Raw genomic sequence first — 26,125 nt, 5'->3', positions numbered from 1 at the left:
TCCCTTGTATTAGTGAAACAATCGGATTAAGCCTATGTGGTTCAAGAATCTCCAGATCTACCGCCTGCCGGCCCCTTGGGCCTACACCCCTGAACAGCTGGAAAAGGCCCTCGAGCCGGGCAGCTTCGTGCCTGCCAACAGCAATGAATTGCTGCGCCAGGGCTGGGATGCGCCGCGCCCTAACGGCGGCCTGGTCCATGTCGTGAACAAGCAGATGCTGATCATGCTGGGCACCGAAAAGAAATTGCTGCCGGCATCGGTCATCAACCAGGTGGCCAAGGCCAAGGCGGCCGAGATGGAAGAAGCGCAGGGCTTCCCGCCAGGCAAAAAAGCCATGAAGGAACTGAAAGAGCGCGTGGCCGACGAACTGCTGCCGCGCGCCTTCACGCTGCGCAGCAATGTCTGGACCTGGATCGACCCGGTCAATGGCTGGCTCGTGGTCGATGCGGCCAGCCCGGCCAAGGCCGACGACGTCGTCAAGCTGCTGCTCAAGGCCGTCGACAAGATGCCGCTGGAATCGCTCCGTGTGCAGCGCTCGCCGGTGGCCGTGATGACCGGCTGGCTCGAAGCCGATGAAGCGCCGTACGGCTTCACGATCGACCAGGACACCGAACTGCGCGCCACCGGCGAGAGCCGCGCTGCAGTGCGCTACGTGAAGCACACGCTGGAACCGGACGACATCCGCCGCCACATCGCCGCCGGCAAGCAGTGCACGCGCCTGGCCATGACCTGGAACGACCGCGTCAGCTTCGTGCTGACCGAGTCGCTGGCGATCAAGGGCATCAAGCCGCTGGACGTGATCAAGGAAGGCGAAAGCGCGACCCACAACGACGACGAACGTTTCGACAACGATATCGTCCTGATGACGGGCGAGCTGTCGAAGATGCTGGCTGATATTGTCGAAGCGCTGGGCGGCGAAGCCAAGGCGTAATCAGGCGTCAGACACACGGCGCCTGAGCAAGGCGCCGGTGGAGAGAACGGCCGGGCATGGTGTCCGGCCGTTTTTCGTTTTTCGTTTCTCTTTATAATTCCTGGAACACGCCGGCGCTGCGGTTCTTGGTCACGTTATCCCAAGGGAACACCTGACCGTTCATCGCCACGTAGACGCCGGCCGGCAGCACTTGTGCGACGCCACAGGCAAAGCCCAGATTGAACAGCGCGTCGGAATTGGCGATCGCATACGGGATCATGGCGCCGGTCAGCACGATGGTCTGGTCGAGGCTCGCTGCACCCAGCACGGCGGCCGTCTCGCGCATCGTGTCGGTGCCGTGCACGATCACGATGGCCTTCTCGGATGCGGCCCGGCACGTCGCCAGCACACGCTCGCGGTCGGCGTCGCCCATCTCGAGCGAATCGAGCAGCGGCAGCACGTCGAGCGCCACCGGCACCGTCATGCGGCTGCGCTTGATGACCTCTGGTAAATGGCTTTCGGCAAAACCCAGCACGCCATTGAGTTCGTTGTAATGCTTGTCAAAAGTGCCGCCGGTGGCGATGAGTCGCAAAGTCATGTTGGTTTATCCACTCGCTGAAAAAAGGTCCTCATGATATCGCCAAACCACGGGCGATCTCCAGGCGACTGCGCTAGAATCGTCCGGATCGGATGAGTACTTCCCCCATCGTTTTCCTTTTCTCCTGTCTATTTCCATATTTGCCATGAAAGCAGTTGCCCCCGGAACCGTGATCTTCCAGCGCCATCGCGGCTATGGCGTGATCACGCATGTCAACCTGCTCACCGGATGGGTGTCGGCGCGCTTCGGCAACGAGTCGCGCGCGCAAGACCTGAACCTGTCGAACGACGAGGTGCAGCACGCCGACGGCGAGCCGATCCTGTTCCGGCGCGCTCCGCCCGACCGCATGCCGCACGCGCGCCTGATGGCCGTCGTGCGCGCGCTGCACGAGGCCGGTTACCAGAAACTGTATCTGTACTCGTGGCCCAAGCCGTCCGGCCTGCACTGGCGCTGGCACCTGTTCACGGGGCCGCGCAACTGGATGCAGCGCACCTGGCGCGAAGGCTGGTATGGCTCGGGCGCCGAGTACAACAACAATCCCGTGATGGGTTGGAACGATGTGCCGGGCGCGAGCACCGATGAGCTGATCCATGCACTGGCCAAGTTCGATCCGCAAGGATTGGCCGAGGCGCTGGGCCGCGACGAAGATCACACGGCGTGGTTCGCGCAGGCATGCGACCTGCTGCTGCCTGGCTATATGTATAGCCTGAACATGGAGCGGCCACCGGGTGGCGGCCTGATCGAAGCGCCACCGGTGCCGATCGTCCCGGTGCGCGCGGGCCTCAAACCCTATGCCGGGCCGGATATCGGTTGGCCGCCGGGCTGGGCCGGCCTCTGGACCGGCACGCATGTGCTGCCGGCGCCCAAAATCAATATCAGGGGAGAGCCGGAGCTGCGCTGAGTTTGCGCCTTTGCATCAGGCTTGGGTTCCAGCCTGCGCTGGAACGACGTGCTGCTGGTAGCGGGGAATGGATGCAATCGCGCGGTTTGGCCTGCTACCGATGAACGTCGTTCCAGCGAAGGCTGGAACCCAAGTCAGCCCGCATCCCACACCAGTCCAACGCAGTGCCACGGTTTGCTTACCGCTTGCCCAATGCTTCTGGATTGAGAATATTGGTCGGCGTACCCTGCGCGAACTGCACGATATTCTCGAACGCCGCGCTGAAATACAACTCGTAACTGTCCTGCTCGACGTAGCCGATGTGGGGTGTCGCCAGCACGGTCGGGATGCGCAGCAACGGTGAGTCCGGTCCCAGTGGCTCGTTGGTGAACACGTCCAGCGCTGCCATGCCCGGATGGCCTTTCTTCAAGGCGCTTTCCAGCGCGCCCTCGGCCACCAGTTCGGCGCGGCTGGTGTTGACGAACAGCGCGTCCGGTTTCATCCGCGCCAGATCGCTTGCCGTGACGATGCCACGGGTCGATTCAGCCAGGCGCAAATGCAGGCTCAGCACATCAGCCATCTCGAACAGCGTCTCGCGCGACGGCGCCACTTCAAAGCCATCGGCGACTGCTGCCTGCCGGCTCGCTTCGCTGCCCCACACCACCACGCGCATCCCGAACGCGCGCGCATAGCCGGCCACCAGCTTGCCGATCTTGCCGTAACTCCAGAGCCCGAGCGTGCGGCCGTGCAGCACGCGGCCCACGCCGTTGAGCACCGGATTGGTCGAGGCCGTCTGCCACAGTCCTTCTTTCAGATTGGTGGCGTACGGCACGATCTTGCGGCTGGCCGCCATGATCAACGCCCACGTCAATTCCGCCGGTGCAATCGGTGAGCCGACGCCCTCGGCAATCGCGATGCCGCGCGCGGTTGCGGCGGCGACGTCGATATGGCCGCTGACCTTGCCGGTTTGCGAAATCAGTTTCAGGTTGGGCAGCTTGGCCAGCAGGGCCGCAGGGAAGGCGGTGCGTTCGCGGATCAGGACCAGCGCATCGAACGGCGCCAGCCGGATGGCAAGCTGGCCCAGGCCGCGGGTCGAGCTTTGGAAGACCTTGACCTCGTGGCCATCGAGCAGGGGATAGCACGCGAGACGCCGTGCAGCATCTTGATAATCATCAAGAATCGCGATTTTCAGTGGTGTTGTCACAATTGTATGATCTGCCTGTAAACAAATAACACGATAGGGCAAATGCCCAAATAGCCTACTACATTAGTCGGGCATCTTTCCTACTTTTTTGTAGTGAAAGCCGTCGAAACGCTGTTTTGCGGGTGTACAATCGGCGCAGAACTTAAGCGAATGACACGTATCCAACGGTGCTCACGAGACGCACCGCAAGGCTTCAATCGAAGCTGCCGACCTGCCCGCTGTATCGTCAAGTGTTGATTCCTGCTTCTGCCGCAGAGTGCTTGCCCAACGTCGTGATCGACCGCAGGGCGCCCCGGCCGAAGACGATGCAAGGTAACGGTCCACCCGAATTCTTAATTGGCATTTGGAGGTATCCCCATGAACCAACCCGTGATGGGCGGCGTCGCCGCACTGAACGTCCCAGCTTACATCAAACATCAAAAACTCATCAATTGGGTGGCTGAGATTGCTGCGCTGACCAAGCCTGACAGCATTTACTGGTGCGACGGTTCGGAAGACGAATACGACCGCCTGTGCGCCGAGATGGTTGCTGCAGGCACGATGAAAAAGCTGAATCCGGCCAAGCGTCCGAATTCCTACCTGGCCTGGTCCGATCCGTCGGACGTGGCGCGCGTTGAAGACCGCACCTACATCTGCTCGGCCACGAAAGAAGAAGCCGGCCCGACCAACAACTGGATGGAACCGGCCGAAATGCGCCAGACGCTGCACGGCCTGTTCGACGGTTGCATGACCGGCCGCACGCTGTACGTCGTCCCGTTCTCGATGGGCCCGCTCGGTTCGCCAATCGCCCACATCGGCGTCGAACTGTCCGACTCGCCGTACGTCGCCGTCAACATGCGCATCATGACGCGCATGGGCCGCGCCGTGTACGACGTGCTGGGCCAGGATGGCGACTTCGTGCCATGCGTGCACTCGGTTGGCATGCCGCTGGTCGATGGCCAGGCCGATGTCGCATGGCCATGCAATGCCACCAAGTACATTGTCCACTATCCGGACACCCGCGAAATCTGGTCGTTCGGTTCCGGCTACGGCGGCAATGCGCTGCTGGGCAAGAAGTGCTTCGCGCTGCGCATCGCCTCGAACATGGGCTATCAAGAGGCGCAGCAGGGCGGCACCGGCTGGCTGGCCGAACACATGCTGATTCTGGGCGTCGAATCGCCACAAGGCGACAAGAAATACATCGCCGCCGCGTTCCCGTCGGCCTGCGGCAAGACCAACTTCGCAATGCTGATCCCGCCACAGGCATTCGACGGCTGGAAAGTCACGACCATCGGCGACGACATCGCCTGGATCAAGCCGGGCGCCGATGGCAAGCTGGTCGCCATCAACCCGGAAGCTGGCTACTTTGGTGTTGCCCCGGGCACCAACGACAAGACCAATCCGAACTGCATGGCTTCGCTGCGTGAAAACGTCATCTTCACCAACGTCGCGCTGACCGACGACGGCGACGTCTGGTGGGAAGGCATGACGAAAGAAGCACCGGCCCACCTGATCGACTGGCAGGGCAAGGACTGGACGCCGGCATCGGGCACCAAGGCGGCGCATCCGAACGCGCGCTTCACGGTCGCCGCAACGCAGAATCCGGTGATCGATGCAGCCTGGGACGATCCTGCCGGCGTACCGATCTCGTCGTTCATCTTCGGTGGCCGTCGTTCGACGACCGTGCCGCTGGTGACCGAAGCGCGCGACTGGGTGGAAGGCGTCTACATGGCCGCCGCGATGGGTTCCGAAACCACCGCCGCCGCTGCCGGCCAGATGGGCGTCGTGCGCCGCGATCCATTCGCGATGCTGCCATTCATCGGCTACAACATGAGCGACTACTTCCAGCACTGGCTCGATCTGGGCAAGAAGGTCGAAGCAATCGATCCGGCAGCATTGCCAAAGATCTTCTGCGTCAACTGGTTCCGCACCGATGCACAGGGCAACTTCGTGTGGCCAGGTTACGGTGATAATATGCGCGTGCTGAAGTGGATCCTGGACCGCACTGCCGGCGCCACCGGCGGCACCGAGCACCTGTTCGGCACCACGCCGAACTACGCCGACCTGAACTGGGAAGGCGTTGACTTCAGCGAGCAGCAATTTGCGCAGATCACGTCGATCGACAAGGACGCCTGGCGCGAAGAACTGAAACTGCATACCGAGCTGTTCGAGAAGCTGGCCTACCACCTGCCGCAAGAGCTGGTGGCCACGCGTGATCGGCTGGAGAAACAACTGGCTGCTTGAGCTTAAGCTCGAACTGCCTGGTGGGGGAGGCGCCGTCTTCGCGACGGTGAAAATATAAAAAAAGAACAGGGGCAGCGCCGGTGGCGCTGCCCCTGATTCATTTGTGGATTGTTGGCGCTGCCCTGATGTGGCCTGTTGGCGTAGGGTGGACGGCTCGGCCGTCCACGCGGTGATCGTCAGCAGTGCTGCAATCGCGCCGGACGATCCCGTTGCCAATCAAGATCGCTCACGGTGCCATGATCTTGTCGGATGATCTTTCGGCCAACCATCACCGCGTGGACGGGGAACCCGTCCACCCTACGACTGATGGAGGGGGTGGCGTCGTCTTCGCGACGGTGAAAACCTAAAAAACAGGGGCAGCGCCAGCTGGCGTTGCCCCTGTCTGATCGTGCTGCCTGAAGCGGCGTGTTAAGCCTTCGCCGGTGCCTTCAACAACGGCTTCAGATACTTGCCGGTGGCGCTGCCCTTGTTCTTGGCCACGTCTTCCGGCGTACCCGTTGCCACGATGACGCCGCCGCCGGCGCCGCCTTCCGGCCCCAGGTCGACTACCCAGTCGGCCGTCTTGATGACGTCCAGGTTGTGCTCGATGATCGCCAGCGTATTGCCCTGGTCGCGCAGGCGATGGATCACCTTCAGCAGCAGGTCGATGTCGGCAAAGTGCAGGCCGGTCGTCGGCTCATCCAGGATATACAGCGTGCGGCCCGTGTCGCGCTTGGACAGCTCGAGCGAGAGCTTGACGCGCTGCGCTTCGCCGCCCGACAAGGTCGTCGCACTCTGCCCCAGTTTGATGTAGCCGAGGCCCACGTCCAGCAGCGTTTGCAGCTTGCGCGCAATCACCGGCACTGGCTTGAAGAACTCGTGCGCATCCTCGACGGTCAGTTCCAGCACCTCGGTGATGTTCTTGCCCTTGTAATTGACTTCCAGCGTTTCGCGGTTGTAGCGCTTGCCGTGACAGACATCGCACGGCACGTACACGTCCGGCAGGAAGTGCATCTCGACCTTGATCACGCCATCGCCCTGGCACGCTTCGCAGCGTCCGCCCTTGACGTTGAACGAGAAGCGGCCCGCGCTGTAGCCGCGTTCCTTGGCCGTCGGCACCGTCGAGAACAGATCGCGGATCGGTGTGAACAGGCCCGTGTACGTCGCCGGATTCGAGCGCGGGGTGCGGCCGATCGGCGCCTGGTCGACCGAGATCACCTTGTCGAAGTGTTCCAGGCCGTGGATCGACGTGTGCTCGGCCGGTTCGGTCTGCGAGCCGTACAGGTGACGCGACAGCGCCGGGTACAGCGTGTCGTTGATCAGGGTCGACTTGCCCGACCCCGAGACGCCAGAGATGCAGGTCATCAAGCCCACCGGCAGCGTCAGAGTCACATCCTTCAGGTTATTGCCCTTGGCGCCCGTGATCACCAGCTGGCGCGCCGGATCGGCCTTGGTGCGCTTCTTCGGCACTTCGATCCGGCGCCGACCGTCGAGGTACTGGGCCGTGACCGAGTGCTCGTTCTTCATGATCTGCTCGAGCGTGCCTTCGGCGATGATCTGCCCGCCGTGCACGCCCGCGCCCGGCCCCATGTCGACGATGTAGTCGGCGGTGCGGATCGCGTCTTCGTCGTGCTCGACGACCAGCACGCTGTTGCCGATGTCGCGCAGGTGTTTCAGTGTCGCGATCAGGCGATCGTTGTCGCGCTGGTGCAGGCCGATCGACGGCTCGTCGAGCACGTACATGACGCCCGTCAGGCCCGAGCCGATCTGCGACGCCAGACGAATACGCTGCGCTTCGCCGCCGGACAAGGTGTCCGCGCTGCGGTCGAGCGACAGGTAATCCAGACCCACGTTGTTCAGGAACTTGAGGCGCGAAATGATCTCTTTGATCACGCGCTCGGCGATGTCCTTCTTGGCGCCGGTCAGTTCGAGCGTTTCGAAGAACTCGAGCGTATCGCGCAGCGGCTTATCGGACACTTCATAGATCGCGCGCTGCTGGGCGCCCTGACCGATTTTCACGTACCGCGCTTCGGTGCGCAGACGCGCGCCTTCGCACGACGGGCACTTCTTCTCGTTGATGAACTTCGCCAGCTCTTCCTTGACGGCCATCGAATCGGTTTCGCGATAGCGGCGCTGCAGGTTGTTGACGACGCCTTCGAACGTGTGCTCGCGAATCACGGTGCGGCCGCGCTCGTTCACATAGCTGAACGGGATCGTTGTCTTGCCCGAGCCAAACAGCACGGCATCCTGCGATGCCGCCGGCAATTTGTCGAACGGTATGTCGAGGTCGAAATCGTAGTGCGACGCCAGGTTCTGCAGCATCTGGAAATAGAACTGGTTGCGGCGGTCCCAGCCCTTCACGGCGCCGGACGCCAGCGACAGGTGCGGGAAGGCCACGACCCGTTTCGGATCGAAGAATTCGATGTGGCCCAGGCCATCGCATTCCTGACAGGCGCCCATTGGGTTATTGAACGAGAACAGGCGCGGTTCCAGCTCTTGCAATGAGTAGCCGCAGACATTACAGGCGAACTTGTTCGAGAACACCGTCATGTTCTCGGTGTCCATTTCGTATGCAACCGCGCGGCCATCGGCCAGGCGCAGTGCAGTTTCGAAACTCTCGGCCAGGCGCTGCTTGATGTCCGGATTGACCTTGATGCGGTCGATCACGACGTCGATCGTGTGCTTCTCGGTCTTCTTCAGCTTGGGCAGCTCGTCGATCTCGTAGATCTTGGCCGCAGCCACGCCACTGGCGATACGGAAACGCACGAAGCCCTGGGCTTGCATTGCCAGGAACAGATCGCCATGCTCGCCCTTGCGGCCGGCCACGACCGGCGCCAGGATCATCAGCTTGGTGCCTTCCGGCATGGCCAGCACCGAGTCGACCATCTGCGACACGGTCTGCGCGGCCAGCGGATGGTGCGGGTGCTGCGGGCAATACGGCGTGCCGACGCGCGCGTACAGCAGGCGCAGGTAATCGTGGATTTCGGTAACGGTGCCGACAGTCGAGCGCGGATTGTGCGAGGTCGCCTTCTGCTCGATCGAAATCGCCGGGGACAGGCCCTCGATCAGGTCGACATCGGGCTTTTCCATCAGTTGCAGGAACTGGCGCGCGTAGGCCGACAGCGACTCGACGTAGCGGCGCTGGCCTTCGGCATACAAGGTATCGAAAGCGAGCGACGACTTGCCGGAGCCCGACAAACCCGTGATCACGATCAGCTTGTTGCGCGGCAGGTCGAGGTTGATGTTCTTCAGATTGTGCGTGCGGGCACCACGAATGCGAATTTCTTCCATTAAGTTGGGCAGACTTTCTATTAGTTTATGTGGGCCACCGTGGCGGAGCCGCGAACGCTAAGCGACCGGGTCAGCGGGCCAATCGGGGAGAACCCGTTAGTGTAGCTGGTTTTTGTTACGGCTGTATATTTGTCCAGTGGTTCTAATGTGCGCATTGCCGGATCGGCATGCGCATCCAGGTGGCGCGATGGCCTGGACAACGACATGTCCGCCGTATGTGGGTCGCCCTCTGAACGGTTCAATGACAAAGCGTTCAGATTCGCAAAATAAATTTCCCTGCTGAGCTATGGACGAGGTCGGATTGACAACAAAATCGACGGGATGACGCTGCGTTACGGCTGATGGATTTCAACAAATTGTTGTGGCAAATCCGGGCGCCGGCCTCATAATAGTGAGCTGTACCACCACGTTCCCTGACGCCTAGAAGCATGCAGAGTCAGGGCTGATCATACCCAGCAGGAGTAATCAAATGGCATCAGTTAACAAGGTCATCATCGTCGGCAACCTCGGCCGCGACCCGGAAGTGCGCTACATGCCGAGCGGCGACGCCATCGCGAACATCGCGGTCGCCACCTCGTACAAATCCAAAGACCGCAACACCGGTGAGCAAAAAGAGCTGACCGAGTGGCACCGTATTTCGTTCTTCGGCCGCCTGGCCGAGATCGTCGCGCAATACCTGAAAAAAGGTTCGTCGGTCTACGTCGAAGGCCGCTTGCAGACCCGCAAGTACACCGACAAGGACGGCATCGAGCGCTATGCAACCGACGTCATCGCTGAAAACATGCAGATGCTGGGCGGTCGCCAGGGCATGGGCGGCGACGGCGGCGGCATGGGTGGCGGTATGGGCGGTGGCGGCATGGACGACGACTACTCGGCGCCACAGCAGCCACGCCAGCAAGCGCCACGCCAGGCGCCACCGGCACCGGCAGCACGTCCGCAGCCGAAGCCGGCCCCGAACTTCTCGGATATGGATGACGACATTCCGTTCTAGGACCCAACACAGTTATTTTGTAAACAACGCTCTGCAAGTCATTGATTTGCAGAGCGTTTTTCTTATTTGCATTATTTCTCATTTCCAAGCTATACTTTCTTATCACCTAGTAGAGAAAGTGTAAACACTAATGAACAGGTATGGGCTGCGAATAGTTGACTTGGGCGGTGGCGAAAAACTGCCACTGTTAGTGGATGAGCGTACGAGCGTCGGCGTCTTCGAGGCCACAGCTTTCAGTCTTCACTTACGTGACCGAGCGTTAAAAGCCAAAACTATCGACTCTGCTATGAGAGCAGTCCAACTACTCTACGAAGTACTGGCTGAGACGAACGTATGCCTCATCGAGAGAGCTGAGGGCAACGAGCTACTAAGATTGTCAGAGGTCATAGCTGTTGCTGACCGGTGTAAGACTAGGGCGGAAGGACATGAAAATCTGGCTGACGGCGTCATCTCGTTGGCCAACGTACGACGTAAAAAGGGAACCTTCATCCACTCCAAAGATGATGCTGTGAAGCCTAAAACCGCTGTCATCCGTCTACACTACATCATCAATTTTCTTAGCTACTTCTCCACTCAAGCTCGCCTACAACGGCTCCCTAACGATGGGGCGAAGTTCTTAGAAGCTACCGAGCTTACACTCAAGACTTTGGGTAGCAAGAAACCGGTTGTGAGCAAGACCTCGGACCGACAAGGCCTGCCCAAAGAGGCTGAAGCTCGACTGTTTGAAGTCATTCATCCGGACTTCGCAGGCAATCCTTGGAAGAGCTCGTTCATGCGATATCGCAATCATCTCATCGTAAAGCTACTCTTCGGACTTGGAGTTCGAAAAGGTGAGTTGTGCGGAATTAAGCTCGAAGACATTAACTTCAGAGAGGGAACAATCTTTATCGCCAAGAGAACAGATGATAAAGACGACAGGCGGGGACGCCCAGCAACAACTAAGACGTTGCCGCGATTGCTTTCACTAAACGACGAAATGCGTAGTTTGTTACTTCACTACACTGAAGAGGTTCGTCCGAGCCGACGACGAGCTGAATACAACCCTTACCTCCTGGTTTCTGACGAAGGCAATGAGCTAGCCTTGAACAGTATAGATTACATTTTTTCGTCTTTTCGTCAGGCTTTTCCTGAGTTTGTTCAGATTAGCTCGCATGTCCTGCGCCATACTATAAATGAACGCTTTGCAGAAATGTGTGAAGGAAAAGATGCGTCTCTCGTAAAGCTTATTCAGAACTATCTGATGGGGTGGGAAAAATCTTCGAAAACCGCCGAAATTTACACAAAAGGTTACGTTCAAGGCAAAGCGAAAGAAGTCTTGATGGCCTTGCAACAAAGGGTTTTTAAATAAAACTTATGGCTGCTATCTCTTCTCAACTAAATTTCTTTGATAGCGAGTTGCCGGTATCTGTGCGGCTTCGAAGCGGCGTTAAGTTCCAACCCGACCAAGAACATTGGAAGTTTATTGACGGAATTTATACCGTCTATATGAACTTTTCCGACCTGCCTACCCAGGTGGCGCCACTAGTTCCATACATCAAGCAAGTCTTAATAAATTTCTTAGAGATAAACGCTCCAACATATGCAGTCAACATGTACAGGAGCTTTATCCGTTTGGCCGATGTAATAGCTCTTACCGAGTTGAACGAAGTTAGGCAGGTCACAGAAACTCATGTCCTGAATTTTATTGCTGCGCATAAGCATCGTCTTGGAATAGACGGTCATCTTTCAGCTTTGATATCACGGTGGAGCGAAATTGGTATTCCCGGCCTATCTAAAGGCGCCGTAAAAATTCTGAAGAGTATTCGAAAGAAGAGCAATAAGAAAGGCCATGCTGTACTGACGCAGGACCCTGTTGAAGGTCCCTTCACAGAATTCGAAATACAACAACTTACTCAAGCTCTAAATCTGGCGTATGCGGACGGTCGAATAGAACCGAAATTCTACTACCTGACTTGGCTCGCACTCCTAACTGGGCAACGTGTCTCCCAGTATTGCGCCCTCAAGGTTCGAGACCTTACAATGAAGAGTATTTCTGATGGAAGTCTCGCATATGAGATTTCGATTCCCAAAGCTAAACAGCGGGGGGCAATCCTAAGAGACGAATTTTTGGTGCGGCCTTTGTTGCGCCAATTCGGTGAAGAGTTTTTCGCTTATGCTCAAGAAGTCCAAGCGGAATATCCGGAACTTGGTCCGGACGCTCCAATGTTTCTAACAAATGTAGATTCTAATGTCCTTCAACTGGATGAGGCTTACCAGGAGCACTGGTCACCCAGTACGCTATCAGCGCATTTTACAAAAGCACTGTCCGAGATTGCACCAATAAGTCCTAGGACCTCTGAGCCCATGCATATGGTAATTGGACGATTCCGCGACACATTAGGGACTCGCGCGGCGCAAGAAGGGTTTGGAGAGTTGGTTATTGCTGAAATTTTGGGTCACGTGGACACGCAGAATGTTAAGTGCTATGTCGCAGTTATTCCAGAAATTGCTGAGAGATTAGATAAGTATTTGGCTAAAGATTTGGCGCCAATCGCGAATGCGTTCGTTGGCACTATTCTGATAATGCGTTCCGGGGCAACCCGCTTCGGGGATTCAAGCAGTGAAATTATCGATTACAAAAACAGTGGGCAGGGTGTTGGCAACTGCGGTACTACCTATAATTGCAAATTCAATGCGCCTGTAGCTTGCTACACTTGTCCTAAATTTGAAGCCTGGATTGATGCTCCTCATGCTGAGCTATATCAGCAATTAGAAGGAGAGCGTAATGAAATTTTGGAAGTGAGCGGTCAAAGGCTAGCAGCCATTAATGACCTAACTATGATTGCAATTAAAAATGTCGTGGACGAGTGTGCGCGTATAAAGGAAGAGTTGAAAGGGATAGCTGGTGGGTGACATCCTTCTATTTCAGTCTAAAGCCGAATTGTCGGCCGAATACAACGTAGCCAGATTTGAGCAATTTTGTCGCACTAATCTTATTTTATTTGGTGCAGACCTGCCTTTCGATACCGACTCTTGGGATATCACTTCCGAATACCCGGTTAAAGGCAGCAAGAAGAAAAGTCGTGCAATCTTTTCGAGTTATGAAGCCGCCCGCATTCGAAGAGATATGCCGACTATTTCTCCTGGCTATAAAGGTTTCGCAAAGTCGTATTTCAGGTATTCATTAACTCTAAGAAGTAGCACTCAGTGGTCTAACCGCCTTGCGGCTTTGCGTGTTCTGGACCATGCATTATGCGCCGAAGGACTTGACGGTCAGGTATATAAGGCGACACACGATATATTTTCCAAAGCCTGCCTTGTGATATCAAAAGGCTATCAGGCTGAAACTGCCGTGAAAATTGCAGGGCAGCTTGCAGAAATCAGCAAGTTTCTTGTCGAGAATGACTTGTGTCAGATGAAGACAGCATGGGTTAATCCGCTAAAGAAGCCGAATGATTTAGGAATTCGCATTGGTGCCGAAGCTGATAAAGCTCGTGAGAAAAAGCTTCCCTCAAAGGAAGCAATTGAGGCTTTGGCGTACATTTTTCAGACGCCGGAATCGGCAGCTGAAGTATTCGTCACCTCGACTTTAGCACTCATGTATTGCTTCCCGCAACGAATTAACGAGGTGGTTCGGTTGCCGTACAATTGTGAGGTCGAAGAGGACGACGAGCAGAAGCCGCATTACGGCCTTAGAGAACCGGGTTCAAAGGGTTTTGATGACTCTGTCCGATGGATTGTGCCGACTATGGAGCCAGTTGCTCGTGCGGCAATCAAAAACCTAAAAGACGCGTCTAGCGAAGCACGAAAAGTAGCGCTTTGGTATGAAAAAAATCCGGACAAGGTTTATTTGGTGCCGGAGTTTGAATATCTTCGAGAGAAGACATATGTTACTCAAGATGAAGTAGGCGCAATCTTATATGGTAAGCTAAAGCCAATGAAAAGTTGGTGTAACGCCGAAAAAGTAGGAATTGTGATACCAAAGCATTATTCTTTCGTAGACGTGGAAAGGGTCGTGTTGGGTAAGTTACCAAAAGATATTTTTCAAACCTCCCCTGCGCTTAAGTATAGTGAGAGTCTTTTTATTGTGCGTCGTTTTGAGCTAGATGCAACGTTAAACGCTTATGCTTGTATTGTAGACAGAATATCACATGGCGAGATTACTGCTCGGCTAGGCAGTAGTGGTAGCGCAACCTCAATTTTCGAGAAACGAGGTTTCAACGAAGTTGATGGTACAGTCATTGATATGCGCTCGCATCAGGCGCGACACTATCTTAATACATTAGCTCAGGCTAACGGAGCTTCTCAGCTGGACATCGCAATGTGGTCAGGGCGTGCCGACCCATCGCAGAACTCAGTCTATGACCATGTAACGCCTGGCGAAATTTTAACTAAAACTAAGGCAATTGCTGTCGCAGCAGGGTCTCAGTTGTTCTCAGGCGTTACTGAAATTCCGAAGGTGCGCGTTGTCGCCCACCGTGATGATGCAACCGGAAAATTGATAACTGGTACCGCTCACGCGACGTTATATGGGATGTGTCGTCATGATTATGCGTCATCTCCCTGCCAAATTCATCGCGACTGCCTGAATTGTCACGAGCATGTCTGTGTGAAAGGGAATACAGTCAAGCTAGAGAATATTCGCCGCTTGCGTAATGAGACTGAAGTCCTGTTGACCAAGGCTGAGGCAGCAGAACAGCAGTCTAAACATGGGGCATCTAGGTGGGTTGTGCACCAAAGAAAGACCTTAATCCATTGTGAACAACTTTTATCTATTTTGGAAAACCCTGCTATCTCCGATGGGGCATTGGTTGCGCTGACTGAAATACGTTCTGCCTCACGTTTTGAACAGGTCGGATTTTTGAGGCAAGAAAAGCTAGAACAGCCAAAAAGAAATAAATTGTTGGAGAAAATGAAAAATGCCAAAAACTAGAGCGAGGGCAATTGATGCCGATATCATCGAAGTCGTTCAAGATGTGCTGGCTAATTGGAATGGAAAACTAACCTGGGATTTACTCATTGCTAAAATAAAGCGTGGAATTGGTATCGAATACACGCGCCAGGCGCTCGCCAGCCACGAGAAAATTAGTCGCGAGTTCACCCTGCGAAAGCGTTCACTTCAACTCGAGGCTGGACGGCCTGCTCCAGCTGACAGCCGAGTCGAGGCGTTTCAAAAAACCATTGACCGACTTAAGGCGGAAAATGAACAGCTTTCCCTTGAGTGCAATAACTATCGTGCTTTGTTTGTAATATGGACCCATAATGCTAGAAAGCACGGTTTAACCGAAAGAACGCTTAACGCGCAGTTGTCTCCTACTATGCGGGTTAGTACTGATGACAAGAAGCCAATCTATGCAGCCGGACGGCAGAAGAAGAACTAATTATGGCAAACGGGCAGCAGCTGGCCGAACAGAATTTTCAAACCTTCTGCAGTTGGGTTGAGAGCAAAACTAGCGATGATTTTCGCCAAATGGTGGTGCGTGGTGGGCTGTCCCGGCGCGAGATTGCTGCACAATGCGGATTCTCTACAAGCGCACTCAACCAAAATCCTCGAATCAAAACTGCCCTTTTCGCTAAAGAAGAAAGTCTTCGCGAGGTTGGAATACTGCCATCAAAGGTTAGTAAAGTAGATGATGGACTCGCTCTGCAACTGTTGCCGGCATCCGGCACTGTAAGCCGTTCTGTCGACGCCGAGCGGCTAAAGCGTTTGGAGCAGGAGAATGCTTCTTTGAAGGCTGAGAACCAGGAGCTCAAGCGCCAGTTGGAGAAGTTTGTTGTGCTTCGCGAGGTGCTATCGACAACAGGACGTCTTCCGCGATGAGCCTGCCATATTTGCTGCGAGTTCAATCAATCCGCAGCCAAAACCCGTTCGGTAAGGGTGGGTGCATCTTCACAGGAACAGAGATTACCGAGCACGGTGATGTCATAGATGCGAAAAGCTACGTTGTCGTCAAAGCATCTGGGGCGCAGCTCGGAGAAACACGCATTCAGCTAGGGCAGTGGTGGACAGTTACAGGCGAGGCTCAGTCGTTCTCGCGAACAAACAGCGGCTACGTCATTAACGAAATTCAGATAACAGCCAATGACATCGCGCTTGTCCGTCTTTCTGGGGAGCACATCGTCACGTTCATTGCTGAGTGTGATGACTTCCAAGGCATTGGCTTGGTTAAAGCCCGGAAGCTATGGGAGACGTTCGGCGAACGGTTATACGAAATTTTGGATTTGGCCGATGCCACGACACTCTCGACAGTTCTTACGGCGGAGTCCGCCCAATGCGCCATAAAGGCGTGGACTGAACAAGGCAATGCGCGCACTTTGCAATGGCTTCAAACAAGCGGCATCGATGTGCGCACCGGCCGGAAGTTGTTAGCATTTTTCGGTAATGAGGCCCGTGAGAAGTTAGAGGAGGACCCATACCGGCTGCTTTCGTTCTCAGCAAGTTGGAAGCATGTCGACTCGTTCGCACAATCGCGTCTTGGTATTCTGCCTGATGACCCTCGGCGCCTCCAGGCGGCAGTTGAGGAAGCCCTTTACAGGGTATTCGACGCCGGCGATACGGTCGCAGCTATTCCTACCCTTTTGAAGCGCGTAGAGAACGTTCTGGGCAGTTTAACTTCGCGCCCAGTCATCATGGCGGCATTAGAGGCCGGACTCACTAACGGCAGCTATGTTATCGGCGACCATGGCAATACTCATTTGACTGGTGCGATGGTGATGGAACGGACCGTCGCACGTAGTATTGTCGCTCGATTCCTGGCACCGGTCTCGCTCCTAAACCGTCAAAAGGTAGAGCGCATCATCTACCAACACGAACAGGCGGAAGGATTCGAGCTGAACACTGAACAGCGACAGGCTGTGCATTGCGCAGCGGAGCAATCCATAGCCTTAGTACTTGGCGGCGCCGGTGTAGGCAAAACCACTGTCCTGAAAGCTCTGTACCGAGTGTTTGATGCTGCTGAAGTGGCCATCTACCAGATGGCTCTTTCTGGCCGGGCAGCAAAGCGAATGAGCGAGGCAACTGGGCGACCCTCTTGGACCCTTGCGCGGTTCTTCCATGGCAGCGAGACGTTGCCCATGGAAGGCCCAACGGTCGTGGTTGTAGATGAAGCTTCCATGGTTGACATCATCACGATGCACAGGCTTTGTGAGCTTTTGCCAAGCCATGTGCGGCTACTCCTTGTTGGGGACACTTCGCAACTAATGCCCGTGGGGCCTGGTCTAGTACTGCACGCATTAGCCAAAATTTCAGAGCTTCCTACTACGGAGCTTACTCAAGTAAAGCGCTACGGAGGGGTTATTGCTGAAGCTGCGGCCGACATACGAGCCGGGAAGTGGCCTAGTTTACCTAGCGATGCATTGGCTCCGATTTCGCTCTTGCCCTGCCGCGTTGCTGTCATACCTGAAACTGTCGTAGACCTCTACGCAGCGGATACGGAAAACACACAGATTGTCTCGGCCCGCCGCAGTAATGCTGATGGCACGAAATCGTTAAACGAGGTTTGCCAAGCTCGATTCACAAAGGGAATGCCTGCGCTTCTAATATACAACGAAGAGTTTGCCTGCGACATGTGGACGGGCTTTCATTTGGGCGACCCCATCTTATGCACAAAGAACTTGTGGAATTGGGGTCTTCAAAATGGCTCTTTAGGGAAGCTAGTCGAAATCGAGGAGGTGCCTCGTCTACTATCGGGGCCTGAAGGGAGCGAACTTGGGCATGCCATAGCATGGATTGAATGGGACGATGGAGAGCGCCGGCCAGTTCTGGCAGAGATGCTAGACGTCTTCGAACTCGGCTATGCACTGACGGTGCACAAATCCCAGGGTTCGCAATGGAAGCGCGTAATTGTCGTACTCACTGGAAGCCGTATGCTTGACCGAACGTTGGTGTACACAGCGATTACCCGGGCGCAGAGCCAGGTCCTCATCGTGGGTGACGAAGTGGCAGCACGTAGCGCAGTAGAGTCCTTACCGAGGTCAGAGCGTCGGACGGTGGGTTTGCACCAGTTCATGATGGAGGAACTAGCAGCAAATGCGCTGACCACTGTGTTACAGGCTTAGGATTGGTATGCGCGTGAGTTCTTTTTGCGCGTCCAGGCTAGGCTCAGCTAGAGGGCACCTTCAACCCAAGCCGGACTCTGTCTAAAGAACGCTGGGTATGGGCCGCGTAGGGCCCGTGTAGACCCACACGTTTGCCTGCCGCTGCCCAAATCTGCGGCCAATATGTTCAGAAACCAGCGACAGTGTCGCGCATACTGGAGACAAGCTCAATTCCTGATTGGTCGCGCGATATTTCTGGACGCACTTTCAGAGTTGTCGACCATAAACTTTTGATTTGGTAGCAATCCAGACCATACCCTCGACTAAAAAATCCGCAAGAACGTATAAATAAGCTCGCTAAACTGGTTTTCAACGAAGCCAGGAGCAAAAATGCGAACTTCAATCAACCGCCGTCCCGTGTCATGTCAACTCAACCTTGCTGACGGGGTTGCCGACATTGAATCGTTCCGAACTGGAGCAAGGGAGGCTAGCTGGATAGAAGCAGAAATCACTATCGTAGTTATACAAGCCGTGTATAAAAGCCAACATTTCGACAGCGTTGGAGAGGTGCTTTCCCAGTACTGCACAGATGAGAGCTTGAGTTGCAGCGCTCATGGAAGATGAACAAAGTTTGCTTACTTAGGCAATCTGGAGGCACCCTACTTGACAAACGCCAGTGAGCCGTTACCTGCACGATGATGTAAGCGAGCCAGACTCATGAATTGAATTTTCTATTTCGTGAGCTGACGGTGCAACATTAGCGAGCCTGCGTTGCGCATTTTTAGGATACCTAGCTCATGACGCTGAGCTAGGTTCTGCTCAATTAAGCCAGTGCTCTGACGTAGCAGCGCATCCAATTCTTGTATATCAAGATACCTCGACTATCCACCAAGCAGCTGGTACACCTCGCACTGAAGAGCGTTCGCTAAACGCCTCAAACTTTCGATAGAAACGTTTTTCTGCTGCCGCTCAATTTGGCTGACGAAGGTGCGATTCACGCCAGCGACGGTCGCGAGGCCTTCCTGTGACAGGCCTCTCAGTGCCCTGTACTCTTTAAGAGACTCTGAAAGTGTCGCGCGTACTTCCGCTTCGGTTTTAGGAGTGAACATATAGGCGTGAGGTTCTCTCAACAGTACGCGGATGTCCACGCCCTATGAGGTCACAGCTTTTGAGGTCACATACTTTACGGTCACTTGATTTGAGTCTATACTCAGGGCTGTGCCGTCAGCAGGCGCTTCCAACTTGGTCGTCATCATCAGTATTACCAATAGCTGATGTTTGTTTAGCACCTGCTTCAGGTCTTCTTAGCTTTCCGCCCTTAGGGACAGATGTATGTCATCGTCGCTTTATTTGTCGTCGTACGTTCTGTATAGGTCGGCTCTGACTGCCTTCCTGGATACCCCTGAAAGCGAGCGTTCAGAGCTTTCTGAGCAAGACGTTATGCGGGCCTACACTCAAGCCACGGCTGAGTTGACGAAGAGGGACGAAAACGAGTTCATTGAGTTCGCGCAGCGCGTGCTTCTTCTTCCAAGAAAAGCTCGCACCGCTGCAGCTGAGCGTGCGCATCATCAGTGGAAGCTTGACCGCGCGATTGTCACTGCTGGGGGCCGGCTCGTCGACAATGGCACTTTTATCCGTGACGACGAATTCCTCAAGAGGACCGGGATGAGTAAAGCAGCTCTGGTTGAGAAGCTGGCTAGTCGTGAAATTTTCGAGATGCCTCAAGAGGTTCATTACCTCGGCGGGGACTCATACATCCCTGCCTTCTTTGCCGACCATAGATTTGATACCAAGGCCCTGTACGCGGTTTCGGGCTCTCTCGGCGCGTGTAATGGTGTGCAAAAGTTCAGGTTTTTTACGACCGCGGCCGAGTCGCTCGGCAATCGAACCCCTCTTGAGCTCATTGAGCTGCACGAGTTGGAGCCGCTTCCAAGTGCGGTGAAGACGTTCCGCTTCAGTCTTCGGAAGCGGTAGCGCGCTTGTACCTTGATATCAGAATGCAGCGCCGCTCGCTCATTAGTAGCTACGGGCTAACAGCAAACCGTCGTAGGTGAAGTTATTGGCAAACCCTGACTACTCGATACCCGACGATTTCCCCCGGCCGCAGATACATAGCTCAGTAGCGGGTTACCAAGCTAAGCTGCCTCTTGTTGCTTCCGGCGGTCGCTTCTATCTCCCTGGCTGTACGCCGCAGGAGTTGTACCGCCGATGGGATATTTGCGAAGACCTGGCCCAGCAATTCGTTGTCAAATCGAGGGAATGTAAGTTGGGTAAGAGGTCGCATATGTCGGAAGAGGCCATCCTTGACCAGTACTGCGTTCGCGCAATGACGACTGGTTGGGGCTCGGACGATGAGATGAGATGGGTTATCCGCCGAGCCGCAGCTATTTTGAGCTGGCCGGCGCCTGCTTCGGCAGCCCAGGACAGCTAATAATCGTACTTCGTCACGTCGAGGAAGACAACAAGTCGGACCTTGTGTGGAGCTAGCTTGTAAGCACAATTGTCTAAGCGAATTCTACTTGTCACCAACGTATTAATACAGGTGACGGTTGTCAAATGACAACCGGAAGACCGCTCAGCTAGGCTGGCTAGACATCAATTCTGATGGGGCCTATCTCGTGTGTAGTCAATTCTTATGCCTCGCAACTATGGCCGAGGTGGCGACAGATGGTCTCACCGCGCGCTTGGCCGCAAGCTTCCCTGAATCTGAATCTGAATCTGAATCTGAATCTGCGTATGCGCATGAGGTAGGCTCCGTTCATGAGGGCCGCTGGCTTCGACGCGCAGTAGCGCGCGGTGATAACGAAAGGATTCGTCGGTCACTACAGTCAAGACGAAAAGCTCCCTACATCTGCGTGCTCTTGTCCAGGCAATCGGGCCTCGCCAACGCCAAACATCATCGGCTTAGGTCTGCAAGGCCGACTGCAATGCTAAGCGTTCTGCAGCATTCCTGCGCTCGTGCTTCCGGCGCTCGCCTAGAACAAGCACTTGACCTTACCATTGCTGGAAGGTCCATCCTTCTTCTAGTTAAAGACCGGAGAACCAAAGTGAATGCAGTTATCAAACCTACCGCCGAAGCGTTGGCCTTCACCTTCCCAGTAGGCGGCATGACATGTGCCTCATGCGTTGGCCGTGTTGAGAAAGCCCTAGCAGCCGTTGCTGGTGTAGAGCGCGTTGCTGTCAACTTAGCCACAGAAAAGGCGACCGTTCATGTCGCTTCAGGTATCAGCCCTAATACCCTCTACGCCGCTGTCGAAAAGGCTGGATATGAGGTGCATAGTGAAACGTTCTCGCTCTCGGTTTCCGGAATGACGTGCGCATCGTGTATCGGGCGCGTTGAGAAGGCACTTAAGAACATGCCTGGCGTGACCGATGCGTCAGTGAATCTTGCGACCGAGAAAGCACTTGTCACCGCTGTTGGCGTGACGCTCAAGCAGTTGATTGGAATTGTTGAAAAGGCCGGCTATCACGCTGTCGCAGCAACTGACGCCTCTGCTCAACAGGACACTCCACGGGGCAGTATTCCGGCGTGGTGGCCGGTCGCGGCTGCAGCGCTACTAAGTCTACCGCTCGTGTTGCCGATGCTGCTTATACCGTTTGGCTTCGACCTGGCACTACCTGGCTGGCTGCAGATGGCGTTGGCAACGCCTGTCCAGTTTTGGCTGGGCGCCCGATTCTATAAGGCTGGCTGGAAAGCCCTCCTAGCGCGTACAGGGAATATGGACCTCTTGGTCGCTCTTGGGACCACCTCGGCTTACGGGCTCTCGGTGTATCTGCTCCTCACACAAGGCGACCATGAGGGGATGTCGCACCTCTACTTCGAGACCGCCGCCGTCGTGATTACCTTGGTTCTTCTCGGCAAATGGTTAGAGACACGAGCGAAACATCAAACTGTTGCCGCACTGCGTGCCCTGGAGTCGTTACGTGCCACAGTCGCCTTTGTACGACGAGGTGGCCATGATGCCGAGATTCCAGTTGGGCAGGTCCTCGTCGGTGACCTAGTCATTGTCCGGCCAGGTGACCGTGTACCGGTCGATGGCAAGGTCATTGAAGGTTCAAGTCACCTTGATGAGTCGCTGCTGACCGGCGAGAGCTTGCCAGTCTCGAAAAACATTGGTGACTTGGTCACCGGCGGTGCAGTGAATGCCGAGGGTATGCTTGTCCTGCAGGCCACCGCGGTTGGCGGTGACACTATGCTGTCCAACATCATCAAGCTCGTGGAGGACGCGCAAGCGGTCAAGGCACCAATTCAGCGTCTAGTCGACAAGGTCAGTGCCGTGTTTGTACCGGTTGTTCTCCTGATTTCAGTTGCGACCTTTTTCGGATGGGGCTTGCTGAGCGGCGACTGGCAGCAAGCACTTCTTAACGCTGTCGCCGTTCAGGTCATCGCCTGTCCATGTGCGCTTGGTCTTGCAACTCCGACGTCAATTATGGCCGGCACCGGCGTCGCTGCGCGCTACGGAATTCTCATCAAAGATGCTGAGGCACTCGAGACTGCACACGCTGTGAATGTCGTGGCGTTCGACAAAACAGGCACCCTTACTGAAGGCAAGCCAGCTCTTGTGGCTGTCGAAGGCATCGGACGAACCAAAGATGACGTGTTAGCTCTCGCGCGAGCGGTCCAGCAATACAGTGACCATCCTCTTGCTAAAGCAGTCGAGGTAAAGGCGCAGAAAGAGGGAGCTGCAAAGTTCTCAGCTACCAATGCACAAGCGTTAGCAGGACGTGGAGTGCGGGCTGACGTCGAAGGCACGACCGTATTTTTGGGGAATCGAAAGCTCTTACAGGAAATTGGCATAGTTGCTGTGGACCTAAGCGCATCAGCGACGCAGCATGAGAGCGCCGGTCGAACCGTTTCGTGGCTAGCTGTGCAGCAGGATGGAATTGTAGAGCTGGCTGGGCTACTGGCGTTCGGCGATACCTTGAAGCCATCGGCCAAACTGGCCGTGGAGCGGCTTCGTAGTATTGGTGTCGACTCCGTCATGCTCACAGGCGATAACGCGGGAAGCGCCAAGAACGTTGCTAACGCCGTTGGTATAACGGATTTTCGCGCAGAGGTACTTCCCGCTGACAAGGCAGATGTCGTGGCCGCGCTCAAGACCGCTGGCAAGGTGGTTGCAATGGTTGGAGACGGCATTAATGATGCGCCGGCTCTAGCATCTGCGGACGTTGGAATCGCTATGTCGACCGGCACGGACGTAGCGATGCATACCGCAGGCATAACGCTTATGCGCGGCGACCCGACGTTGGTTGCAGATGCCATCGACATCTCGAAGAAGACCTACCGAAAAATTCAGCAGAACCTAGGCTGGGCCTTTGTGTACAACGTCGTCGGCATACCACTGGCTGCATTGGGTTACCTCAACCCTATCATTGCAGGAGCTGCAATGGCATTCTCGAGCGTGTGCGTAGTAATGAACGCACTGCTTCTCCGCCGGTGGAAGCCGGCAGTTGCTAACGGAGGGAAATAATGAACATTGGACAAGCTGCCGACGCTTCCGGGGTGACCGCTAAGATGATTCGGTACTACGAAAGCATAGACCTGATTACAGCTGCGAATCGCACTGACTCAGGCTACCGTCAATACACTACGCGTGACGTGCAAACTTTGCGCTTCATTAAACGCTCTCGTGACCTGGGCTTTTCCATTGAGCGTATTAAGACTTTGCTCAGCCTATGGCAGGACCGGAGCCGACATAGTGCTGACGTGAAGGAGCTAGCACAGCAATACATCGCCGAGCTCGACGAGGACATTGCGAAACTACAGTCCATTCGAGACCAGTTGCGCCATGTAGCGAACAACTGCCATGGTGATAAACATCCAGAATGCCCAATTCTCGAGGAGTTGGCGAAGCCGCATGCCTGTACTTAAGGATAATGCTCGCTCGTGAAAGAAGTAGTTTTACCGAGTGCTTCGCCGAGATGGGATGTCCGCGCTGCGGGTCCAATGGGCCTAAACGAGCTGTTTAACTCATGAGATGCCAGGCAGAGCGGGTTGACCGCTCTGCCGTTTAGTGACAGGAGCCAGAGGCTTCTGTTGCCGGAGAGCCAGTCATCTTTAGGACATTCAATTCATACATAACAGCTCCTTTGTAAGGTAAGACTCCAAGATAGTTGTCACCACGATGGGAAGGTCAAGGCCAAATTTCGAGATTGATGTCTGTAGAGAAACGCAATCAAATGAGCGGCGGGAAGGCTAAAACTGGGTTGTATACCGCTTTGTCGAAGGAGAGGGCTCAAAACCCCGCGGTCGACGATGGACAAGAGCGCCAAGCGGGATACCATGGGCGCACACTGGGCAGCAGCTAGAAGTGAGGTAGGAGCGAGCAAATTCGCTTGAAGTCTGGCTGGAGTACTGGCGCATTTGCGCGAACCAGTATGCCCGGGCGATTTCACGCCGCCGGGCAAAGATGCGAGCTTGCTTTCGTTAGCAAGCAGGGGGCATCTTTGCCCGGGATGTAACTTCTATAAAAAGTAAACAGGCTAGTACCGAGGCTTGTTCCATGTCTACAATGGTTACTTGCTACGATAGTGCCCGCGAACGTATGTTCCATCACGGCGGGTGTACCCACTAACGTGGGTCGTCTTGGGTCTCAGAGTTGCTGAGCTAACGTCACCGTAGCAGGACCCATTTTCAGCGCAGGCAGACCCGCTCGGGGCCTGCACCGTGGCTGATTCAACCGCGCCGGAGACAAGGGCAGCAGTCGGTGTCTTGGGCTTGGTAGCCTGGGTGTGAGGTCTCTCGTACAGAATCTGTTGGCCGCCTGTTCCATAGGAGTCAGTAGCGCGTGCGTGTAATGCGTTTTCACCTTGCCGTGGCGCGGCTAGTGCATCAGAAGCCCTGGCTGTACGAACACAGCTGCTGTTCCCATTCTGGCAGTTATACGCATTTCGGCGATTTGCAGATTGTTCAACAGTAGTGCGCTGGGGGTCAGTGAGAAGGCTTGTATCGCATGCAGAGTATCCGTTGTTGCAGCTTCGGAGGTTCCGAGCAAGAGTTGATGCCTCCGCTTGCTTGCGCTGCGCTACTGTCAAGATAGATGTATCGCACGCCGAATAACCCCTGTCGCAGTTGGTGAAATTTCGGTTCAGGGCCGAGCCCGTAACTTTGTCCCGTTGTTGCTGGCTCAGCAGTGTCAGGTCGCACGATGTATATCCGCTATCGCAGCTGCGGAAGTTTCGCTTTCGATGCGACTCGCTGACCTGAGCTTGCTGTGCCAGCGTTAATAGAGACTGGTCGCAGCCGCTGTAGCCGCTATCACACTGACGAAAGTTCCTCGCCAAGGTTGACCCGTGAACTTGTGCTCGCTGAGATTCTGTCAAAAGCGTCGGTTCGCAACTCGCGTACCCGCTGTCGCAAGCCCGGAAATTTCGCTTTAGTGTGGCTTGGTGCACTTGCTCGACCTGTGGCGCGCTCAGGAGGGATGCGTCACAGTTCGAATAGCCAGCTTCGCAGAAGCGATAGTTTTGGCTGAGTTTTGCATCTTGAGCACCCGCGTGTGCGGATACAAGAAGCAGCAGTGAGAGCACAAGGCGGAAGAGGTTCATCAGTGGGGGGAGTGGGGAAAAGTTGTAATTAAGTGCAAGGGCATAACATGATGTTGCTCAACACTATCACTTCCTTTGCGCTTATGACAACTATTGGTTAGCCTGTAGCAGAATGTATGCATTTTTTCAGGGAGTCTACGATTTTTCTTGACCTTCCCCTTGTGGGAACCTGTATCGTTCGATTCAGGTCGTCTTGACGACATAAACGTCCGTGCTACACTCTTAACCAATGAATCGCACCCTGAAAACCTATCTGTTGTGGCTGCTGATTGCCGTGATGCCCTTCCAGGCATTTGCGGCAAATATGTTGCGCGCGTGCAGTTCTGGTCATCAGGGTATGACCATGGTCGCAGCCACCTTGATGGACCACGGTGACGCATCGGCAAGTTCACACGATGCCGTGATGGACCAGCAGTCAGGTGATGAGGAAGATTGCCCAGAAATGGCGTCCTCAGACGACCAAAGTAACGACACGTCCAAATCGC

General features: G+C 55.3%; 18 protein-coding genes. 14 read left to right on the top strand and 4 right to left on the bottom strand.

Features of this window, described 5'->3' with window-relative positions; genetic code table 11:
• Window positions 1–34: 34 nt before the first annotated feature.
• Window positions 35–931 carry a recombination-associated protein RdgC gene (locus NX775_RS15205; protein WP_183555176.1) on the top strand — a complete coding sequence of 299 codons (897 nt, stop codon included), beginning with the start codon at window positions 35–37 and terminating at the stop codon, window positions 929–931.
• 91 nt (window positions 932–1,022) lie between these two features.
• On the opposite strand, the gene NX775_RS15200 is transcribed toward NX775_RS15205, so the two are convergent.
• Entirely contained in the window at window positions 1,023–1,508 is a 486-nt protein-coding gene (locus NX775_RS15200) for an asparaginase domain-containing protein (RefSeq protein WP_258836791.1), read from the bottom strand.
• A 145-nt stretch (window positions 1,509–1,653) separates the two neighbouring features.
• Here NX775_RS15200 and NX775_RS15195 point away from each other — a divergent pair, with 145 nt between their 5' ends.
• On the top strand, window positions 1,654–2,409 hold the full coding sequence (locus NX775_RS15195; protein WP_258836790.1) for an L-asparaginase: 756 nt from the start codon (window positions 1,654–1,656) through the stop codon (window positions 2,407–2,409).
• 178 nt (window positions 2,410–2,587) lie between these two features.
• Here the strand turns inward: NX775_RS15195 and NX775_RS15190 are convergent, their stop codons facing one another.
• Complete coding sequence (locus tag NX775_RS15190) at window positions 2,588–3,580, bottom strand: D-2-hydroxyacid dehydrogenase family protein (RefSeq protein ID WP_258837396.1); 993 nt, start codon at window positions 3,578–3,580, stop codon at window positions 2,588–2,590.
• Window positions 3,581–3,949: 369 nt separating this feature from the next.
• Here NX775_RS15190 and NX775_RS15185 point away from each other — a divergent pair, with 369 nt between their 5' ends.
• Window positions 3,950–5,815: a phosphoenolpyruvate carboxykinase (GTP) gene (locus NX775_RS15185; protein WP_258836789.1), complete on the top strand. Its 1,866-nt coding sequence runs from the start codon at window positions 3,950–3,952 to the stop codon at window positions 5,813–5,815.
• 408 nt (window positions 5,816–6,223) lie between these two features.
• On the opposite strand, the gene uvrA is transcribed toward NX775_RS15185, so the two are convergent.
• Window positions 6,224–9,085 (bottom strand): excinuclease ABC subunit UvrA, encoded by a 2,862-nt coding sequence (uvrA, locus tag NX775_RS15180; protein WP_258836788.1) that lies wholly within the window; start codon window positions 9,083–9,085, stop codon window positions 6,224–6,226.
• A 469-nt stretch (window positions 9,086–9,554) separates the two neighbouring features.
• On the opposite strand from uvrA, the gene ssb reads away from it, so the two are divergent.
• The 7 genes from ssb (at window position 9,555) to NX775_RS15145 (ending at window position 18,113) form a co-directional block, all read left to right on the top strand.
• A complete protein-coding gene (gene ssb, locus NX775_RS15175) occupies window positions 9,555–10,076 on the top strand; it encodes a single-stranded DNA-binding protein (RefSeq protein ID WP_258836787.1) in 522 nt (173 codons plus the stop codon).
• Window positions 10,077–10,236: 160 nt separating this feature from the next.
• Window positions 10,237–11,424 (top strand): tyrosine-type recombinase/integrase, encoded by a 1,188-nt coding sequence (locus tag NX775_RS15170; protein WP_258836786.1) that lies wholly within the window; start codon window positions 10,237–10,239, stop codon window positions 11,422–11,424.
• A gap of 5 nt (window positions 11,425–11,429) precedes the next feature.
• Window positions 11,430–12,968 (top strand): site-specific integrase, encoded by a 1,539-nt coding sequence (locus tag NX775_RS15165; RefSeq protein ID WP_258836785.1) that lies wholly within the window; start codon window positions 11,430–11,432, stop codon window positions 12,966–12,968.
• On the top strand, window positions 12,961–14,988 hold the full coding sequence (locus tag NX775_RS15160) for an integrase (protein ID WP_258836784.1): 2,028 nt from the start codon (window positions 12,961–12,963) through the stop codon (window positions 14,986–14,988). Before NX775_RS15165 ends, NX775_RS15160 begins: the two co-directional genes overlap by 8 nt.
• Entirely contained in the window at window positions 14,975–15,436 is a 462-nt protein-coding gene (locus NX775_RS15155) for a hypothetical protein (protein WP_258836783.1), read from the top strand. Before NX775_RS15160 ends, NX775_RS15155 begins: the two co-directional genes overlap by 14 nt.
• A gap of 2 nt (window positions 15,437–15,438) precedes the next feature.
• Window positions 15,439–15,876 (top strand): VPA1267 family protein, encoded by a 438-nt coding sequence (locus NX775_RS15150; protein WP_258836782.1) that lies wholly within the window; start codon window positions 15,439–15,441, stop codon window positions 15,874–15,876.
• Entirely contained in the window at window positions 15,873–18,113 is a 2,241-nt protein-coding gene (locus NX775_RS15145; RefSeq protein ID WP_258836781.1) for an ATP-dependent DNA helicase, read from the top strand. The genes NX775_RS15150 and NX775_RS15145 overlap by 4 nt, the downstream gene beginning before the upstream one ends.
• 860 nt (window positions 18,114–18,973) lie before the next feature.
• Here the strand turns inward: NX775_RS15145 and NX775_RS15140 are convergent.
• Window positions 18,974–19,201: a helix-turn-helix domain-containing protein gene (locus NX775_RS15140; RefSeq protein WP_258837395.1), complete on the bottom strand. Its 228-nt coding sequence runs from the start codon at window positions 19,199–19,201 to the stop codon at window positions 18,974–18,976.
• A 223-nt stretch (window positions 19,202–19,424) separates the two neighbouring features.
• Here NX775_RS15140 and NX775_RS15135 point away from each other — a divergent pair, with 223 nt between their 5' ends.
• The 4 genes from NX775_RS15135 to NX775_RS15120 all read left to right on the top strand — a co-directional run.
• On the top strand, window positions 19,425–20,066 hold the full coding sequence (locus tag NX775_RS15135) for a hypothetical protein (protein ID WP_258836780.1): 642 nt from the start codon (window positions 19,425–19,427) through the stop codon (window positions 20,064–20,066).
• A 1,073-nt stretch (window positions 20,067–21,139) separates the two neighbouring features.
• Window positions 21,140–23,563 carry a heavy metal translocating P-type ATPase gene (locus NX775_RS15130; RefSeq protein WP_258836779.1) on the top strand — a complete coding sequence of 808 codons (2,424 nt, stop codon included), beginning with the start codon at window positions 21,140–21,142 and terminating at the stop codon, window positions 23,561–23,563.
• The gene (gene cueR, locus NX775_RS15125; RefSeq protein ID WP_258836778.1) at window positions 23,563–23,964 is read left to right on the top strand and encodes a Cu(I)-responsive transcriptional regulator; all 402 of its coding nucleotides are present in this window, start codon (window positions 23,563–23,565) and stop codon (window positions 23,962–23,964) included. Before NX775_RS15130 ends, cueR begins: the two co-directional genes overlap by 1 nt.
• A gap of 1,905 nt (window positions 23,965–25,869) precedes the next feature.
• Window positions 25,870–26,125, top strand: a 256-nt coding sequence (locus NX775_RS15120; RefSeq protein ID WP_258836777.1) for a hypothetical protein, incomplete at its 3' end; no start/stop codon positions are given.

Source organism: Massilia aurea (assembly GCF_024753205.1).
GTDB classification, from domain to species: Bacteria; Pseudomonadota; Gammaproteobacteria; order Burkholderiales; family Burkholderiaceae_D; genus Telluria; species Telluria aurea.
Note: the sequence above shows the minus strand (reverse complement) of the source record. Positions and strands in the feature narration are given on the sequence as shown.

Excerpts from the sequence above, each read along its gene's own strand:
- NX775_RS15205 (WP_183555176.1), top strand. The coding sequence starts at position 35 with ATGTGGTTCAAGAATCTCCAGATCTACCGCCTGCCGGCCCCTTGGGCC.
- NX775_RS15155 (WP_258836783.1), top strand. The coding sequence starts at position 14,975 with ATGCCAAAAACTAGAGCGAGGGCAATTGATGCCGATATCATCGAAGTC.
- cueR (WP_258836778.1), top strand. The coding sequence starts at position 23,563 with ATGAACATTGGACAAGCTGCCGACGCTTCCGGGGTGACCGCTAAGATG.
- NX775_RS15200 (WP_258836791.1), bottom strand. The coding sequence starts at position 1,508 with ATGACTTTGCGACTCATCGCCACCGGCGGCACTTTTGACAAGCATTAC.
- NX775_RS15165 (WP_258836785.1), top strand. The coding sequence starts at position 11,430 with ATGGCTGCTATCTCTTCTCAACTAAATTTCTTTGATAGCGAGTTGCCG.
- NX775_RS15140 (WP_258837395.1), bottom strand. The coding sequence starts at position 19,201 with ATGTTCACTCCTAAAACCGAAGCGGAAGTACGCGCGACACTTTCAGAG.
- NX775_RS15150 (WP_258836782.1), top strand. The coding sequence starts at position 15,439 with ATGGCAAACGGGCAGCAGCTGGCCGAACAGAATTTTCAAACCTTCTGC.
- NX775_RS15195 (WP_258836790.1), top strand. The coding sequence starts at position 1,654 with ATGAAAGCAGTTGCCCCCGGAACCGTGATCTTCCAGCGCCATCGCGGC.
- NX775_RS15185 (WP_258836789.1), top strand. The coding sequence starts at position 3,950 with ATGAACCAACCCGTGATGGGCGGCGTCGCCGCACTGAACGTCCCAGCT.
- ssb (WP_258836787.1), top strand. The coding sequence starts at position 9,555 with ATGGCATCAGTTAACAAGGTCATCATCGTCGGCAACCTCGGCCGCGAC.
- NX775_RS15145 (WP_258836781.1), top strand. The coding sequence starts at position 15,873 with ATGAGCCTGCCATATTTGCTGCGAGTTCAATCAATCCGCAGCCAAAAC.
- uvrA (WP_258836788.1), bottom strand. The coding sequence starts at position 9,085 with ATGGAAGAAATTCGCATTCGTGGTGCCCGCACGCACAATCTGAAGAAC.
- NX775_RS15135 (WP_258836780.1), top strand. The coding sequence starts at position 19,425 with ATGTCATCGTCGCTTTATTTGTCGTCGTACGTTCTGTATAGGTCGGCT.